The organism is Neorhizobium tunisiense (genome assembly GCF_039631515.1).
GTDB lineage: Bacteria > Pseudomonadota > Alphaproteobacteria > Rhizobiales > Rhizobiaceae > Neorhizobium.
The window spans coordinates 56102-72199 of the sequence record NZ_JBDIUU010000013.1; the positions used below are offsets into that span (position 1 = coordinate 56102).

The following is a 16098-nucleotide window of genomic DNA, read 5'->3' on the forward strand; positions in this document are numbered from 1 at the left end:
GCAGCCCTTTTGAAACCCACTCAGTCCAGCAGTTCGCGTAGCCGCACCGCGAGCTCCCTTGCGGTGTAGGGTTTCTTTAGCCAGCTACCGGATTGGGCGAGTTCGCGCCCGGCGATGGCCGGTTCGGCATAGCCGGAGGTGAACAATACCTTCATGCCGGGGCGTCTGGCGCGCACTTCGGCTGCCAGTTCGTCGCCGGTCATTCCGCCCGGCATCACGATATCGGTGAAAAGAAGGTGGATGCCGTCGTGCTGGCCGAGTTGGTCCAGCGCTTCCTGGCCGTTCGAGGCCTCAATGACTCCGTAGCCGAGTTGCGTAAGCCGGGAAACGGCAATGCGCCGGACCCGCGGGTCGTCCTCGACGACGAGGATCTTTTCGGTGCCGCCGGGAATGGTGGCCTGCTTCGAGCCAGCCTCGACGGCAAGCGGACCCGCCGCCTCCGTCTTGTGCGCCACCGGCAGGAAAATTCTGACGCTCGTGCCCTGTCCCGGCTCGCTATAGAGCTGGATATGCCCGCCGGACTGCTTGGCGAAACCGTAGACCATGCTGAGGCCGAGGCCCGTTCCGGCGCCCAGGCCCTTGGTGGTGAAGAAGGGCTCGAAGGCCTTGTCCTTGACGTCGGGCGACATGCCGATGCCCGTATCGGTGACGGAGATCAGCACGAAATCACCGGTGCGGACATCGGGATACATCTGCGCATAGTCGACATCCAGCCTGACGCGGGAGATCTCGATCGTCAGCTTGCCGCCACGCGGCATCGCATCTCGGGCATTGAGCGTCAGGTTGAGAAGTGCGTTCTGGAGCTGCGATGCATCGACCAGCGCTTCGGTGGAAATACCGGTCACGGTGGTGCGAAGCTCGATCGTTTCGCCGAGTGTTCGCCGCAGAAGCTCCGAGAAGCCGGAGACGAGATTACCGACATCCGCGAGCTTCGGGTTGAGCGGCTGGCGCCGTCCGAAGGCGAGGAGCTGGCCGGTAAGCTTGGCGCCGTCTTCCGCCGCGCCCTGCGCTTCGTGCAGTAGGTCGAGCAACGCCGTATCCGCGAGCTTGTTCTCGATCATCTCCAGATTGCCGCTGATGATGGTGAGAAGATTGTTGAAATCGTGCGCCAGTCCACCGGTCAACTGGCCGATTGCTTCCATCTTCTGGGCCTGGCGCAGCTCTTCTTCGATCTTGTGACGGCTGGTGAGGTCGCGGACAAAGCCGGTAAAGATGCGTTTTCCGTTGGTGATGGCCTCGCCGACCGAAAGCTCCATCGGAAATGTGCTTTTGTCCTTGCGCTGCCCGGTCACAACGCGGCCGTAGCCGATGATCCGGCGTTCGCCCGTGGTGAGATAGCGCGAGATATATCCGTCATGGGCGTCGCGGTCGGGCGATGGCATCAGCATTTTCACATTCTGCCCGCAGACTTCGTCGGACGAGTAGCCGAAAAGCTGTTCCGCTGCGGCGCTGAAGGAGGAAATGCAGCCAGCCTCGTCGATGACGATCATCGATTCCGGCACGGTGTCCAGAATGGAGCGCAGATGCGCTTCGCGTTCGGCAAGATCGTTCTGCACCCTTTTCATCTCGGTGATATCGTTGTTCGTTTGGATGATGATCGAAGGCCCGGAGCTCGCCGGATCGACGGCCACCCAGCGGGTTGCCACGACGACGGGGTGACCATGCTTGTGGCGATGGACGACCTCTCCCTGCCAGTTCTGATAGATCTGGACCTGACGGCGGATCTCATCGAGCGGCTCGGGAAACTGAGTCGCCAGAAGATCATGGACGACCCTTCCGAGAGCTTCCTCCCGTCGCCAGCCGTAAAGCTGCTCGCAGCCGCTCGTCCAGCGGCTGATGATGCCGTCCGCGTCGTGGGCGATGAGGTTGGCGTCGTCGAGAAGAAGAGTGACGGCATCGAGTTGGCTTTCCGTCGTGGCTTCGGGTCTTGTCTTGCCGATCATGTCCGTTCCGTCTAATGGCGCCGTCGCTCGCCAAGAGCAATCAGGTCGCGCCGCATGTCTCCACAGTCATCGTCGTCTCCGGCGAGTTGCGCAAGCATCCCCGGTCGTTCGATTCTTATGGAATGACGGGCGGCCGGGTCCAGAACATTCAGCACGCCTTTGCCGATAAGCCTGGTGATAGTACGGGAAACGGTCTCGATCGTCAGTCCGAGATAGTCGGCCATGTCCTGCCGGCTCATCGAGAGATCGACCACCGGTTGCCCATTGCCTTCGGCCATTGCGCGCCTCAGGTATCTCAGAAGGAAGGTGCAGAGCCGCTCTTCCGCGCTCTTGCTCGACAGGAGCACCATCTGGTCCTGGGCTGCGGCCATTTCGTCGCAGACCCGGGCAAAGACCTTGGGCCTCAGGCTTTCGGAATTGATGACGGCTGCCTCGAATTGCCGACGCGCCAGCCTGCGGACCTTCGCTGTGGTGATGGCTTCGGCGGTGTAGATATAGTGGTCCCGGAACGAAACGCCGATCATGTCGCCGGCATGCAAAAATCCTGTTATGACCCGCCGTCCGTCCGAAATGATCCGGAAAACCCGCAGTGTCCCCTCCATCACTTCGAAAATATGCTTGGCCTCGTCGCCCTCGAAGAACAGGGCCTGGCCGGCCGTGAGATATTCCACCGGCTGCTTCGTGAACAGCGAATGCAGACAATCCGGTTCGCCGAGCGGTCCTGCTGCTGCGGCGTTGAAGGTCTTCGCATAATCCGTGACAAACATGAAACTGCCCCTATCCGTTTGGTAGAGGCAGTTGACCGAATCCCGGTAACGCGCGAATGCTAGTCGTGTGAAAGACGGTTCTAATTGGTAACAATCTGTAACACGCCGGTTCCCCATTGATGTCATCCCCCGCCAGCGCCGCAAACATCCTCGTCGTCGACGACGATCCTCGAATCCGCCAGATGCTGATGCGGTATTTCGAGGGCGAAGGGTATGTCGTGACCACGGCATCGGACGGGCAGGAAATGCGCGCTCAGCTGAAGCGGCAGGAGATCGACATCATCCTCCTCGACCTGTCGTTGCCCGGCGGCCAGGACGGCTTTGATCTTGCCCGTGAAATCCGGATGCAATCGGATATTCCGATCATGATGCTGACGGGCCGCGACGACGTGATCGATCGGATCCTGGGCATCGAGATCGGCGCCGACGACTATATCGCGAAACCGTTTCACCTGCGCGAAGTACACGCGCGGCTGAAATCGATCCTGCGGCGGCGCCAGCCGGCCCAGCCGAAGCAGGAGGAAAGCGAGGAGAAGGTCGTCCGTTTCGAAGGATGGACGCTCAACCTTTCCAGGCGTCAGCTGCTGTCTGGCGAAGATGGCGAAGTCGAACTGACAACCGGCGAATTCGAGATGCTGGCGGCCTTCGTGCAGCATGCGGGCCGGGTACTGACGCGCGATTTCCTGATGGACGCGACGAGGGGGCGGCAGCTCGACGCTTTCGACCGCACGATCGACGCCCAGATCGTCCGGCTGCGCCGCAAGATCGAGGCGGATGCCAAACATCCCCAGCTCATCAAGGCTGTCCGCGGTGTCGGTTACATCTTCACCGGCAAGCTCGGCTGATCAAACAACGATCTGCCTGTCCGCCGGCGAAAGCTCGCCAAATGCTCTTTCCCTGATATCGTCTGCATCGACGCCCTGCAGCGGAACCGGCCCCAAAGGCAGGTCGTGGTCCCCCGGCCTGCCAACCGAAATTGGCAGCAATTCAAGTCTTTTGCACGTACCGTCATCGGCAAGCGTCAGCCGGATTGCGGCGCTGCGCCACACATCGACACGCTTTTCGTCATAGATCGCCGCCCGCCCGGTGTGGAAGACGAAGTTGCCGAGGCCGGCGATGATCACCCGTCCGCGATAAAAGACCACCGGCTGCATGACCGGCGCGCCTGTACCAAGCACCAGGTCCGCGCCGCTGTCGATCAGGCCGCGACAAAGATCGAGCAGCCAGTCGGGTGTCGTTTTCCAGTTCGAATCCCAGTGATGGCCGTGGAACGCCACCGCCACCAGATCCCCTATCGCCTTGGCGGCATCGATACCGTCGGTGAGTCGCTGCATGTCCGTCTCATCCGCCGTCCAGCGTGCGCCGATCGTGTCGCCGGCAACGATCGGCGTGCCGAAGACGTCGAGTTCCGGACGCTCTCCCACGTCGTAGCCGACCGCCGCACGCGCGGCTCCGCGCTTGTCGTCGCCAAGGGTCGTTACGATCCTCTTCAGGGCCTCGAATTCTTCGGCCGGCACGCTCACCGTCCGCTTCATCCGCAACGGGGCAATGCCGCCGCGCTCGGTGGAGGCATAGTTGACGTCCGGCTGCGGCCCGAGATCGACGGAAAAGATGGCGAGCGACTGCTCCGGCCCCGGCACGATGACCGGCGCGGCGGCCTGCTCGATATCCAGCCCGCTGCCGGCGAGCTTCAGCCCCGCCGCCTCCGCCGCGGCGCGCGTCGATGCAATGCCCGGCGGGCCGAGGTCGAAGGCGTGGTTATTGGCATGCGTCACCGCGTGAAAGCCGAGTTCCCGGACAGAGACCAGCGCATCCGGCGAAGCAAGATGCAGCGTTTTCGTCTTGGTAGGCCATGCACCGGCCGTCTCCACCGTCGCCTCGATATTGCCGAAGGCAACGTCCGCCTCCAGGAAATCCCGCACCTCGGCCTGTTCCTCGCCGCTAAGGTCGAGGGGGCCGTGGATCAGGATTTGGCCGGTAACGGCGACGGTCAGCATGGTCTGGTTCATCTCGCGATGGGCTTCAGCGCCACCATCGCCGCTACGCCGACGATCGGCAGGCGGATGGCAGATGGCCGCGTACCATCGCAGAAAACCGTGTTGCGGGCCACTTGGCTTGTGCGTCCCCGGCCCTCCGGCGCATAGCTATTTGGATTTATATCGTACTTCGGGAAGTTGGATGATGAGATATCAACCCTGATGCGGTGGCCCTTGGCGAACAGGTTGGCAGTCGCGAACGGCTCGATCGTCACCTTGAACACCTCGCCCTCGACGATCGGCTCCGGCTTCTCGAACGACTTGCGGTAACGGCAGCGGATGATCCCATCGGTGATGTTGAGCGCGTAGCCGGTCGGATAGTCCTTGCTGGGCGGATAGACATCCACGAGTTTCGCGGTGAAATCCGTGTCCGGCGCATCCGACGAGACATAGAGCTCGACCGTGATCGGCCCGACTACGGCAACATCTTCGGCAAGCGGCGCGGTTTCGAAGGAGAGCACGTCGGCACGCGCAGAAAGCGGCAGGCCGGGATGTTTCGAGCCGTAGAATTTGTCGCCCTCGCGCTGGTCGAAGCCGCCGCCTTCGAAGATCGGCTGGCCGCTGGTCAGTGATCCGCCGATCGTCGGCACAGGGTCCCTGGGGTCGAAATCGTAGGTGAAGGGGGAGGCATCCGCCTTGGGCTTGTCCGTCGAAAGCGACCCGTTTTCATGAATGTAATAGTTGCGGAATTCCGTCCCCGGCAGCGGCCAGTCGGTCGACTCGATCCAGTGCCCGCCGTGATCCAGCCGCCCGTCCGCGTTGCGCGTGCCCGACCCGCCGCCCATCACGAAGGCCCGCACCACCGGTTCCTGCGCAACCGCATTGTCCTTGCCCTTCAGCCAGTGGTCGAACCAGTTGCGGCGAAAAGAAAGCCAGCTTTCCATGACATTGCCGCCAAGCGGCGCGGCCGGCCCGAAGGAGATGTCGCCGGCGAGCGTCGCATTGCGGTTGCCGTGCAGCCACGGTCCCATGATCAGCTGCAGCGGTCGGCTGTCCTTGCCGGAAAGGCCGCGATAGTTGTCGAGCGTCGACTTGACATAGGCATCGTACCAACTCGACATCAGCACAACGGGTACTTCCGGAAAAGTCTCGTAGAAACCTTCCATGTAAAGCCCGACACGGCGCCAGCTTTCATCAAACGTGCCGCTGCGCCACTGGTCGAGCAGGTAGCTTTCATATTCCGGCATCCAGCGCACCGGAGAATTGCCTTCGCTCCAGGGCATGACGCTGAACCAGGCGTGGAGATCCTCCGCTTCGATCGCTGCACGGGCGAGTTCATTGCTCTCGCCGATCGCCTGGTTATAGGCCCAGGTTGCCTGCTTCAGCTCGAATGCGCCGCCCTGGCGGATGCCGCATTGATAGGCATTCGAAAATCCGCCCGAGTCCATCACCATGCAGGCGAGCCCCGGCGGGTTGAGGCAGGCGAGCGCCGCTTGAGTATGGGCCGCATAGGAGAGGCCCATCGTCCCGAACCGGCCGTTCGACCATGGCTGTTCCACCAGCCAGCGGGCGGTATCGTAACCGTCCGCGGCTTCCGAAATGTATTTGCTGAATTGCCCTTCCGAATTGTAGCGGCCGCGGCAATCCTGGTAGATCACGGCATATCCCGCCCGGACCAGGTAGCTAGCCACCTCATGGCGCTTCATCGGCTCCGCCATGCCCACTTCGATCTCGGAACGTGAACGCTCCGCCTTGCCGTAGGGCGTGCGCTCCATGATCGCCGGCAGCCGACCCTCGATCGCCTTGCCTTCCTTGGCGGGCCGGTAGACGTCGGCCGCCAGCCTCACGCCGTCGCGCATCGTCACCATCACATCCCGTTCGACGACCACGTCGTCGGTTATCACCTCGAAGCGCGATGGCGTCAGGGTATCCATGTCCATATCCTCGAAAATTGACACATTGCGTCGAGCCCCTCCCCCTTGTGGGGAGGGGTTGGGGAGGGGCCTCGCTCCGAAGAGAAAAACCCCTCCCGCCTGCCGGCCACCCTCCCCACAAGGGGGAGGGTTAAGACGGCCGCGCCGCTCCTTACTTGGCCCAGTTACTTGGCCCCAGTTATTTGGCCCCAGCTATTTGGCGATGCCGGCGAGCGTCGCGCTGGTGTCTTCCGTCATGTTGGCGACATAGGAAAGGTTCGCCTTGCCGGCCCAGTGAACCTTCTGCCAGTAGAGCGGGATGACCGGTATGTCGGCGAAGACCAGCTTGGTCGCCTTCTGCAGCAGCTCCACGCGCTTCTTGACGTCAAATTCCGCGGTGGCGGCACGCATCGCGTCGTCGAAGGCGGGGTTCGAGTATTTCGTCCGGTTGAACGAGCCGGCGCCCGCATCCTTGTTGGCCGTCATCAGGAGGTTGCGAAGACCCGTGGCGGAGGTCGGCGTAGAATTGCCGAGCGAGAAGATGAAGGCGGAGAACTCGCCGGCTCCGGCGCCCTTGGTGTAGACGTTATAGGGCTGGGCGACGACGCCGTTCACCTTCAGGCCGCCGCGCGCGAACATCTGGCCGAGCGCCTGCGCCACTTCCGCATCGCCCGGGAAGCGGTCGTTGGAGGTGTGGATGGTGATGCCGAAACCGTCCTTATAGCCGGCTTCCGCAAGCAGCTTCTTGGCATTCTCGGCGTTCATGGCCGGTGCCGCGATCGACGGATCGTTGCCGGCGACGCCCTTCGGAACCAGCTGGCCCGCAGCCTCCGCCGAGCCGTCGAGGATCCGGTCGATGATCAGCTGGCGGTTGACCAGTTCGGAGAGCGCCTGGCGAACCTTGACGTCCTTCAGCGGGTTCTTGTCGAGCGGCTTGCCCTCCTTGTCGGTGATGAAGGGCGACTTGTCCCGGGCGCTGTCGAGCGCCAGGTAGATCATGCGCGAGGAAGCGATCGAGAAGACCTTGAGGCCGGAGATCCCCTGGAGGGTCTTCACGTCGCCTGGCGGCACGGCGTCGATCAGGTCGACGGAGCCGGAGCGAAGGGCCGCGACGCGCGAGGCGTCGTTGGAGATGAACTTGATCGTGACGTTGTCGAAATCCTGTTTCTTGCCCCAGAAGGCATCGTTGCGGGTAAGCTGCAGATTGTCGCCCGGTGTCCAGGACTTGAACTTGTAGGCGCCGGTGCCGATCGCCGCCTTGCCGCTGTTGAAGTCCTCGATCGAGGCGCCTTCCGCGACCTTCTTTTCGACGATGTAGACGAAGCCGACCTGTTCGATGAAATCGGGCGTCGGCTTCTTGGTCTTGACCTCGACCGTCAGCTTGTCGATCGCCTTCATGCTGTCGATCGCCCCGACATTGCCGGAGAACGGCGCCGGGCTGTTGGGGATGTCCTTGGCGCGGGTGAGCGAGAAGATCACGTCCTCTGATGTCAGCGGGTTGCCGTCATGGAATTTGACGCCGTCGCGCAGCTTGATCTGCCAGGTCAGCGGATCGACATTAGTCCAGGAGACGGCAAGCGCCGGCTCGATATTGATAGCCGGGTCGGTCTGCACCAGGCGGTCGAAAACCTGCATGGCGATGTTCTGGTTGTTGCCGGTGCGCGAAAACTGCGGGTCGATCGCCGAAGGCTCGGTGGCGCTGCCGAGTATCAGGTCGGCCGCCTGAGCCGAGCTCAGCGCGATGACCGAGGCCGCAACCCCGGCCAGGAGAAATTTCATCGGTTTCATATATCTGTTCCCTTCCTTTTTAGATGGCCGGTTCGGCCGCGGTATTTGTTGCCTGATGCACTGCAAGATCGTTCAGGTGGCAGGCGCTGACATGACGACCAGCGACCTTGGCCGCGTTTTCCTTCAGGACCGGCCGTTCCACGCGGCAGCGGTCGAAGGCCTTCGGACAGCGGGGATGGAAATGGCATCCCGCCGGCGGATGGAGCGGCGAGGGGATCTCGCCCTTGATCGGCGTGAACACCCGGCGGCGATCGGTGACGGACGGCAGTTCGCGGATCAGCGCCTGGGTATAGGGATGTTTCGGATTGTCGAAGAGCTCGTCCGGCGTGGCGCTTTCGACGACACGGCCGAGATACATGACCACCACCCGGTCGCAGATATGTTTCACGACGCCGAGATCGTGGCTGATGAACAAGTAGGTCAGGCCGAATTCTTGTCTCAGGTCCATGAACAGGTTGAGGATCTGCGCCTGGATCGACACGTCGAGGGCCGCAACCGATTCGTCGCAGACGAGCAGCTTCGGCTTTACCGCGAGCGCCCGGGCAATGCCGATACGCTGCCGCTGCCCGCCGGAAAACTGGTGCGGGTAGCGATCCAGATAGGACGGATCGAGGCCGACACGTGTCACCAACTCGGCGACATAATCCCGCATCTCTCGGCCCTTGACGATGCCGTGCACCTTCGGTGCCTCGCCGATCAGGTCGAGAACCCGCTTGCGCGGGTTGAGCGTCGACATCGGGTCCTGGAAGATCATCTGGGCGGAGAGCCGCATGGCACGCTTGTCGTCACCCTGCAGCGAGGTCAGAGGCTGCCCCTTCCACCGCACCTCGCCGCCGCTCGCCGGCATGATGCCTGCCATCACCCGGCCGAGGGTCGATTTTCCGCAGCCCGACTCCCCGACGAGGCCGACCACCTCGCCCGGATAGACCGCGAGATTGACTTCGTCGACCGCATGCACGGTCTTTTCCTCGAGGCCCGCCCCGAAGAGATTGGCGATCTTTTCCGCATAGTCGAGCTTGCGGGAAAACCGCCGGCTGACATCTACGGCCTCCACGAGCGGCACGGTTTCCACGAGCGGTTTCGTCATGCGGCGCTCCAGAGATGGGGGTGGAAACAGCGGAACTCGCGACCGGCGGCGATTTCCAGCATCGGTTCGGTGGCGCAGATATCGGTGGCGCGGGCGCAGCGGTCGCGAAAGGCGCAGCCGGAAGGACGCGACAGCGGCGAGGGCGCAAAACCGGGGATCGGCCGCAACGGTTCGCCGCGCGGCACCGCGGCGGGCACGGCGCTGAGCAGGCCGGATGTATAGGGATGCCGCGGTTCGGTGAGTACCCCGTCGACCTGTCCCGCCTCGACGATCCGGCCCGCATACATGACCATGATCCGGTCCGCGAGTGCCGCGACGACACCGAGGTCGTGGCTGATCCAGATCAGCGCCATGCCGAACTCGCCGGCAAGCCGCTTGATCTCGAACAGGATCTGCGACTGGATCGTCACGTCGAGCGCCGTCGTCGGTTCGTCGGCGATGATCAGGTCCGGCCGGTGCAGGAGAGCGATGGCGATCGCCACGCGCTGGCGCATGCCGCCGGAAAACTGATGCGGATAGGAATCGAGCCGCTCCTCCGGCGAAGGGATGCCGACAAGGCCGAGCGCATCGCGCGCCCGGGCGCGGGCTTCTGCGCGCGAAACCCGGTCATGGGCCTGCACTGTCTCGATCATCTGGGTGGCGACCGAGAGAACCGGGTTCAGCGTCATCATCGGATCCTGGAAGATCATCGCGATGCGTTTTCCCCGGATGGCCCGCATGGCCGTCGGCGATTTCGTCAGCAGGTCGTCGCCGTTGAACAGGATCTGGCCGCTGACCACCCGGCCGGGCGGATCGACGAGGCCGAGGATCGAGAACCCGGTGATCGACTTGCCGGAACCGGATTCGCCGACCAGGCCGACGATCTCACGCTCACCGACCGTGAAGCTCACGTCATCGACGGCCTTCAAGATCCCGCGGCGGGTCATGAAATGGGTGGAAAGGTTTTTGACTTCGAGGACGGGTCTCATCGCGCTCTCACCTTTCACCAAGTCTGGGGTTGAGCACTTCGCGCAGCCGGTCCCCGACGATGTTGATCGAGAACACCAGAACGAGCAGCAGCACGCCCGGATAGACGCTGATCCAGTATTCGCCGGACATCAGCAGTTGGTAACCGTTGGCGATCAGCAGCCCGAGCGACGGTTCGGTAATCGGCAGGCCGATGCCGAGGAAGGAAAGCGTCGCTTCCGCCGAAATGGCATTCGCCACCTGCAGCATGCCGATGACGATCAGCGGCGGCAGGCAGTTCGGCAGGATATGGCCGATCAGGATGCGCGGCGTGCCGATGCCGAGCGTCACCGCCGCCTCGACATAATCCTTGTTCTTCTCGACAAGGGCGGCACTCCTGACGGCGCGGGCAAATGTCGCCCACTGCACTAGGATCAGCGCGAAGATCACCTTCCAGAGGCCCTGGCCCAGAAGCGCCAGCAGCATCAGCGCCACGAGGATGGTCGGAAAGCCGAGCATCAGGTCGACGACCCGCATGATCAGCGTGTCGATGCGGCCGCCGAAATAGGCGGCGATCAGGCCGAGCACCGTGCCGACCAGAAGCGCGACGATGCCGGAGAATACACCGACGCCGAGGCTCGTGCGCAACCCGTAGATCATCGCGGAAAACATGTCGCGGCCCTGGCCGTCGGTGCCGAGCCAGTAGTTCATGCCGTCCATGCTCTGCGAGCCGGGTGGCAGCTTGGAATCGAGGATGTCCAGCACCGCGAGATCGAAAGGGTTCTGGGGCGTCAGGTAGGGTCCGACCACGGCCGCAAACAGCAGGACGATGCAGACGACGGCGGCTACGACCGCCTTGGGGCTGCGGCCGATACCGGTTACCAGGCGGCCGAGCAGCATGTCTTCGGCAAAAAGGGCGCGTGCGGTCATTGGGCGCCTCCGAGCCGGACGCGGGGATCGACCAGCGAATAGAGCACGTCGACGACGAAATTGATGAAGATGAACAGGCTGACGATGACCAGCAGGTAGGCGACCACGACAGGCCGGTCGAGCCTCATGATGCTGTCGATCAACAGCTTGCCGATCCCTGGCCAGGCGAAGATCGTCTCCGTCACGACAGCGAAGGCGAGCATGCTGCCGAGTTCCAGGCCGATCACCGTGATCAGCGGGATCAGGATGTTCTTGAACACATGCACGAAGACGATGCGACGTTCGGAAATGCCCTTGGCGCGCGCGAATTTCACGAAATCGAGCGGCATCGTCTCGCGCACGCCGGTGCGGGTGAGGCGGATCACCAGCGACAGCTTGAACAGCGACAGGTTGATCGCCGGGAGGATGAGGTGAGTGAGGCCGTCGAGTGTGAACAGGCTGGAACGGAGCCCAAGAACCTCGCCTGTCTGGCCACGCCCGGTGGACGGCAGCCAGCCGAGCCAGACGGAAAAGATCATGATCAGCATCATTCCCTGCCAGAAGCTTGGCAGCGAGAAACCGAAGATCGAGCCGGTCATGATCACTTCGTCGGTGGCGGTGTTCGGCTTCAGGCCGGACAGAAGGCCGAGCGGGATGCCGAGCAGGAGCGCAAAGACGAGACCGGTCAGCGTCAGCTCCAGGGTCGCCGGCAGGCGTTCGAAGATGAGCGCGATGGAAGGGCGGTTGAAGACGAAGGAGCGGCCGAGGTCGCCGTGGAGGGCGTTCCAGGCGAACGTGAAGAACTGTTCCCAGAGTGGCTTGTCGAGCCCGAGCGAGGCGACGACCTGAGCGCGTTCCGCCGGGCTTGCATCCGGCGAGATCAGCATTTCGGCCGGATCGCCGATCGCATAGATACCGATGAAGACGATCACCGCGGTCACGCAGAGGACGGCGATGCTCTGCAGGAAGCGACGGATGACGAAAACCGTCATAGCGTGCGCTCCTGCTTACCTTTTGTCCCGCAGGGACAGAGATTTCTCATGAAGGACGTTCCCTTTTTCTCTTTGTTGACGCCGACGATAGCGCCCCGGCGGGGATGCGCAATCTTATGCGCGGAATGCATGGTCCTATGCGTTTTATGCGCGGACCTCGTTCGATGTCTTCGCTTGTGTTCGCCGCCGCCTTCCGTAGGATCGGGCCATGAATTTCAAGCAGCTCGAAATCTTCAAGACGATCATGGATACCGGCTCGACGATAGCGGCGGCGGCCCAGCTCGGCCTGTCGCAGTCGGCGATCAGCCGCCAGCTCGCATCGCTGGAAGAGGAGATCGGCCGCGAACTTTTCCTGCGTGACAAGGGGCGCCTTATCCCGCGGCCGGAAGCGCATCTGCTGGTCGATGAGGTGGACGACGTCGCCCAGAGCGTTGCCCGGCTGCGCGTCAAGGTCGGCGATGTCCGTTCGGGTGCCTTCGGCGAGGCGCTGATCCGCGTCGCCTTCCCGCACAGCCTGGCGACCACCATGCTGCCGCCGATCCTCGCACGCTTCAAGGCCGATCATCCGCGCGTGACGGTGGAGATCCTCAGCGGTCCCTATGATGCGATCGAACGTATGGTGCGCGGTCGCGTCGCCGATCTCGGTTTCGTCCGCCTGCCGCCGGAGGAACATTCCTTCGACGCCCGCCCGCTTTTTACCAGCGGCACCACCTGCGTCATGCCGGTCGGCCACCCGCTGGCCGCCAAGCAGGCCATCGACGTCAACGATCTTGCCCGTAACGACCTGATCCTGCTCGGCCGGCAGCGCATCAACCGCAACGAACTTGAACACGAACTGCGGCGCATGGTGCCGAGCTACCGCTGCAGCCTGGAAGTCCACTCGGTCGAGACCGCCTGCGCCTGTGCAGCCCAAGGGCTCGGCATCGCCATCGTACCCTCGCTGATTGCCGAATTCTTCCGCAGCGACGCGATCGCCATGCGGCCTTTCCTGCCCGACAAGGTCTCCGAATACGGGATCATTTCCATGCCCGGCGCGCCGTTGTCCTGGACGGCCGAGGCGTTCATCAACATCATCAAGGCGGACTCGGGCGAAACCACGCTCTAAGCGCCGGTCATATGTTTCTGGCGTTTTGCGTTTTCTGGTCCGCGCCCTTATCAATTCGTCTAGATGCGCGTTCCACGGTTTCCCATAGGTTCGCAAGACGCTAAGTAATGCCCAAGAGAATACCGGGAGCAAACATGCGAGCAGTTCTGGGTGAGGTCGAGAAACGCCGGGCGGAGGCAAGGCTCGGCGGTGGGGAGAAGCGTATCGAGGCGCAGCATGCCAAGGGCAAGCTGACGGCCCGCGAGCGCCTCGAGGTCCTGCTCGATGAGGGCTCCTTCGAGGAGTTCGACATGTACGTCACTCACCGCGCGGTGGATTTCGGCATGGCCGAGCAGAAGGTCGCGGGCGACGGCGTCGTCACCGGCTGGGGCACGATCAACGGCCGCCAAGTCTATGTCTTTTCCCAGGACTTTACGGTTCTCGGGGGTTCTCTTTCCGAGACGCATGCGCAAAAAATCTGCAAGATCATGGATATGGCGGTGCGCGTCGGGGCGCCGGTGATCGGCCTGAACGACAGCGGCGGTGCCCGCATCCAGGAAGGCGTGTCTTCGCTCGCCGGTTACGCGGAAGTCTTCCGCCGCAATGCCGAGGCGTCGGGCGTTGTGCCGCAGATCTCGGTCATCATGGGCCCCTGTGCCGGCGGCGCGGTCTATTCGCCGGCGATGACCGACTTCATCTTCATGGTGCGCGACAGCTCCTACATGTTCGTCACCGGCCCCGACGTGGTGAAGACCGTCACCAACGAGATCGTCACGGCCGAGGAACTCGGCGGCGCCGGCACCCACACGAAAAAATCCTCGGTCGCCGATGCCGCCTTCGAGAACGACATCGAGGCGCTCGAAGCCGTCCGCCAGCTCTTCGATTTCCTGCCCCTGAACAACCGCGAAAAGCCGCCGGTCCGGCCCTTCCACGACGATCCGGGCCGCGTCGAAAACCGCCTCGACAGCCTGATCCCGGATAGCGCAGCAAAACCCTATGACATGAAGGAACTGATCTATGCGATCGCCGACGAGGGCGATTTCTTCGAGATCCAGGAAGCCTATGCGAGAAACATCATCACCGGCTTCCTCCGGCTGGAAGGCCAGACGGTCGGCGTCGTCGCCAACCAGCCGATGGTGCTGGCCGGCTGCCTCGATATCGACAGTTCCCGCAAGGCCGCCCGTTTCGTTCGTTTCTGCGACGCTTTCTCGATCCCGATCCTGACCCTGGTGGACGTGCCGGGGTTCCTTCCGGGCGTTGCCCAGGAATATGGCGGCGTCATCAAACATGGCGCCAAGCTTCTTTTCGCCTATTCCGAAGCGACCGTGCCGATGGTGACGCTGATCACCCGAAAAGCCTATGGCGGCGCCTATGACGTCATGGCCTCGAAACATATCGGCGCCGACTTCAATTATGCCTGGCCGACCGCCGAGATCGCCGTCATGGGTGCGAAGGGAGCGACCGAGATCCTCTATCGCTCCGAACTCGGCGATCCGGAGAAGATCGCGGCGCGGACGAAGGAATACGAGGAGCGTTTTGCCAATCCGTTCGTGGCGGCCGAGCGCGGTTTCATCGACGAGGTGATCATGCCCCATTCGTCGCGCCGCCGCATCGCCCGCGCCTTCGCTTCGCTGCGCAACAAGCAGGTGACGACGCATTGGAAGAAACACGACACGATCCCGCTGTGACGGGCGGAAATTCGGCTGGCCGCTCTCTATATAGGTGTCGCCCCGCTAAAACCCTTGGGCGCCACCTGAATGGAAGGAAGATTTCATGACCGACAAATCCCCCGCCGAGAACTTTCCAGCGGGCTACGAGCTCCCGAAGATCTGGACCTGGGAACAGGGAAACGGCGGACAGTTCGCCAATATCAACCGGCCGATCGCCGGTCCGACGCATGAGAGGGAGCTGCCGGTCGGCAAACATCCCCTGCAGCTTTATTCGCTGGCGACGCCAAACGGCGTGAAGATCGGCATCATGCTGGAAGAATTGCTGGCCGCCGGCCACAAGGGCGCCGAATACGATGCCTGGCTCATCAAGATCGGCGATGGCGACCAGTTCGGTTCCGGCTTCGTCGACGTCAATCCGAATTCGAAGATCCCGGCCCTGCTGGACCATTCGACGCCCGGGCCGACCCGCGTTTTCGAAAGCGGAGCGATCCTTCTCTATCTCGCGAACAAGTTCGATGACGCCTTCCTGCCCAAGGACCACAAGGCCCGCACCGAAACGATGAACTGGCTGTTCTGGCAGATGGCCTCGGCGCCTTATCTCGGCGGCGGCTTCGGCCATTTCTATGCCTATGCGCCGGTCTATATCAAATATGCGATCGATCGGTTCTCGATGGAGGTGAAGCGCCAGCTCGACGTCCTGGACCGGCACCTCGCCGAGAACCGGTACATGGCAGGCTCCGAATATTCGATCGCCGATATCGCCATCTGGCCCTGGTACGGCAACCTGGCGCAAGGCAAGGCCTATGGCGAGGCCGGCACCTTCCTCGACGTCCAGAGCTACAAGAACGTCCAGCGCTGGACGGCAGAGATCGCCGAACGGCCGGCCGTCAAGCGCGGCCGCATGGTCAACCGGGTGAACGGCGATTCCGCCGAACAGCTCCACGAACGCCACGACGCCTCCGACTTCGAAACGAAGACGCAGGACAAGCTCGCCAAGGCTTGAAGAACGACCGCAAGGAGAGCA

Annotated in this window: 13 protein-coding genes; 4 read left to right on the forward strand and 9 right to left on the reverse strand. The window is 62.7% G+C overall.

Annotation, left to right across the window (positions count from 1 at the left end):
* Positions 1-20 precede the first annotated feature (20 nt).
* Entirely contained in the window at positions 21-1943 is a 1923-nt protein-coding gene (locus ABCW43_RS28225; protein WP_345930651.1) for a hybrid sensor histidine kinase/response regulator, read from the reverse strand.
* Positions 1944-1954: 11 nt separating this feature from the next.
* Positions 1955-2710, reverse strand: coding sequence for a helix-turn-helix domain-containing protein (locus ABCW43_RS28230; RefSeq protein ID WP_345930652.1), 756 nt, complete (start codon positions 2708-2710; stop codon positions 1955-1957).
* Positions 2711-2829: 119 nt separating this feature from the next.
* On the opposite strand from ABCW43_RS28230, the gene ABCW43_RS28235 reads away from it, so the two are divergent.
* Positions 2830-3555 carry a response regulator gene (locus tag ABCW43_RS28235; RefSeq protein ID WP_345930653.1) on the forward strand — a complete coding sequence of 242 codons (726 nt, stop codon included), beginning with the start codon at positions 2830-2832 and terminating at the stop codon, positions 3553-3555.
* Here ABCW43_RS28235 and ABCW43_RS28240 read toward each other — a convergent pair whose 3' ends face one another.
* The 7 genes from ABCW43_RS28240 to ABCW43_RS28270 all read right to left on the reverse strand — a co-directional run bounded on the left by ABCW43_RS28240 (position 3556) and on the right by ABCW43_RS28270 (position 12320).
* Positions 3556-4719, reverse strand: coding sequence for a CapA family protein (locus tag ABCW43_RS28240; protein ID WP_345930654.1), 1164 nt, complete (start codon positions 4717-4719; stop codon positions 3556-3558).
* Positions 4716-6620 carry a CocE/NonD family hydrolase gene (locus ABCW43_RS28245; protein ID WP_345930655.1) on the reverse strand — a complete coding sequence of 635 codons (1905 nt, stop codon included), beginning with the start codon at positions 6618-6620 and terminating at the stop codon, positions 4716-4718. Before ABCW43_RS28245 ends, ABCW43_RS28240 begins: the two co-directional genes overlap by 4 nt.
* Before the next feature lie 192 nt (positions 6621-6812).
* Positions 6813-8387 carry an ABC transporter substrate-binding protein gene (locus ABCW43_RS28250; RefSeq protein WP_345930656.1) on the reverse strand — a complete coding sequence of 525 codons (1575 nt, stop codon included), beginning with the start codon at positions 8385-8387 and terminating at the stop codon, positions 6813-6815.
* Between the two features lie 19 nt (positions 8388-8406).
* Positions 8407-9474 carry an ABC transporter ATP-binding protein gene (locus ABCW43_RS28255; protein ID WP_345930657.1) on the reverse strand — a complete coding sequence of 356 codons (1068 nt, stop codon included), beginning with the start codon at positions 9472-9474 and terminating at the stop codon, positions 8407-8409.
* Complete coding sequence (locus ABCW43_RS28260; RefSeq protein ID WP_345930658.1) at positions 9471-10442, reverse strand: ABC transporter ATP-binding protein; 972 nt, start codon at positions 10440-10442, stop codon at positions 9471-9473. Before ABCW43_RS28260 ends, ABCW43_RS28255 begins: the two co-directional genes overlap by 4 nt.
* Before the next feature lie 7 nt (positions 10443-10449).
* Positions 10450-11349, reverse strand: coding sequence for an ABC transporter permease (locus ABCW43_RS28265; protein WP_345930659.1), 900 nt, complete (start codon positions 11347-11349; stop codon positions 10450-10452).
* Complete coding sequence (locus ABCW43_RS28270) at positions 11346-12320, reverse strand: ABC transporter permease (RefSeq protein WP_345930660.1); 975 nt, start codon at positions 12318-12320, stop codon at positions 11346-11348. The genes ABCW43_RS28265 and ABCW43_RS28270 overlap by 4 nt, the downstream gene beginning before the upstream one ends.
* 208 nt (positions 12321-12528) lie before the next feature.
* Between ABCW43_RS28270 and ABCW43_RS28275 the strand changes: the two genes are divergently transcribed.
* From ABCW43_RS28275 to yghU, 3 genes are all read left to right on the forward strand, one after another.
* Positions 12529-13425: a LysR family transcriptional regulator gene (locus tag ABCW43_RS28275; protein WP_345930661.1), complete on the forward strand. Its 897-nt coding sequence runs from the start codon at positions 12529-12531 to the stop codon at positions 13423-13425.
* 134 nt (positions 13426-13559) lie between these two features.
* Positions 13560-15092: an acyl-CoA carboxylase subunit beta gene (locus ABCW43_RS28280; protein WP_345930662.1), complete on the forward strand. Its 1533-nt coding sequence runs from the start codon at positions 13560-13562 to the stop codon at positions 15090-15092.
* Positions 15093-15177: 85 nt separating this feature from the next.
* Entirely contained in the window at positions 15178-16077 is a 900-nt protein-coding gene (gene yghU / locus ABCW43_RS28285; protein WP_345930663.1) for a glutathione-dependent disulfide-bond oxidoreductase, read from the forward strand.
* Positions 16078-16098 lie beyond the last annotated feature (21 nt).

Coding starts and splice junctions, on each gene's coding strand:
- ABCW43_RS28270 (WP_345930660.1), bottom strand. CDS start 12,320: ATGACGGTTTTCGTCATCCGTCGCTTCCTGCAGAGCATCGCCGTCCTC.
- ABCW43_RS28240 (WP_345930654.1), bottom strand. CDS start 4,719: ATGAACCAGACCATGCTGACCGTCGCCGTTACCGGCCAAATCCTGATC.
- ABCW43_RS28260 (WP_345930658.1), bottom strand. CDS start 10,442: ATGAGACCCGTCCTCGAAGTCAAAAACCTTTCCACCCATTTCATGACC.
- ABCW43_RS28230 (WP_345930652.1), bottom strand. CDS start 2,710: ATGTTTGTCACGGATTATGCGAAGACCTTCAACGCCGCAGCAGCAGGA.
- yghU (WP_345930663.1), top strand. CDS start 15,178: ATGACCGACAAATCCCCCGCCGAGAACTTTCCAGCGGGCTACGAGCTC.
- ABCW43_RS28250 (WP_345930656.1), bottom strand. CDS start 8,387: ATGAAACCGATGAAATTTCTCCTGGCCGGGGTTGCGGCCTCGGTCATC.
- ABCW43_RS28235 (WP_345930653.1), top strand. CDS start 2,830: ATGTCATCCCCCGCCAGCGCCGCAAACATCCTCGTCGTCGACGACGAT.
- ABCW43_RS28275 (WP_345930661.1), top strand. CDS start 12,529: ATGAATTTCAAGCAGCTCGAAATCTTCAAGACGATCATGGATACCGGC.
- ABCW43_RS28245 (WP_345930655.1), bottom strand. CDS start 6,620: ATGGATACCCTGACGCCATCGCGCTTCGAGGTGATAACCGACGACGTG.
- ABCW43_RS28280 (WP_345930662.1), top strand. CDS start 13,560: ATGCGAGCAGTTCTGGGTGAGGTCGAGAAACGCCGGGCGGAGGCAAGG.
- ABCW43_RS28255 (WP_345930657.1), bottom strand. CDS start 9,474: ATGACGAAACCGCTCGTGGAAACCGTGCCGCTCGTGGAGGCCGTAGAT.
- ABCW43_RS28265 (WP_345930659.1), bottom strand. CDS start 11,349: ATGACCGCACGCGCCCTTTTTGCCGAAGACATGCTGCTCGGCCGCCTG.
- ABCW43_RS28225 (WP_345930651.1), bottom strand. CDS start 1,943: ATGATCGGCAAGACAAGACCCGAAGCCACGACGGAAAGCCAACTCGAT.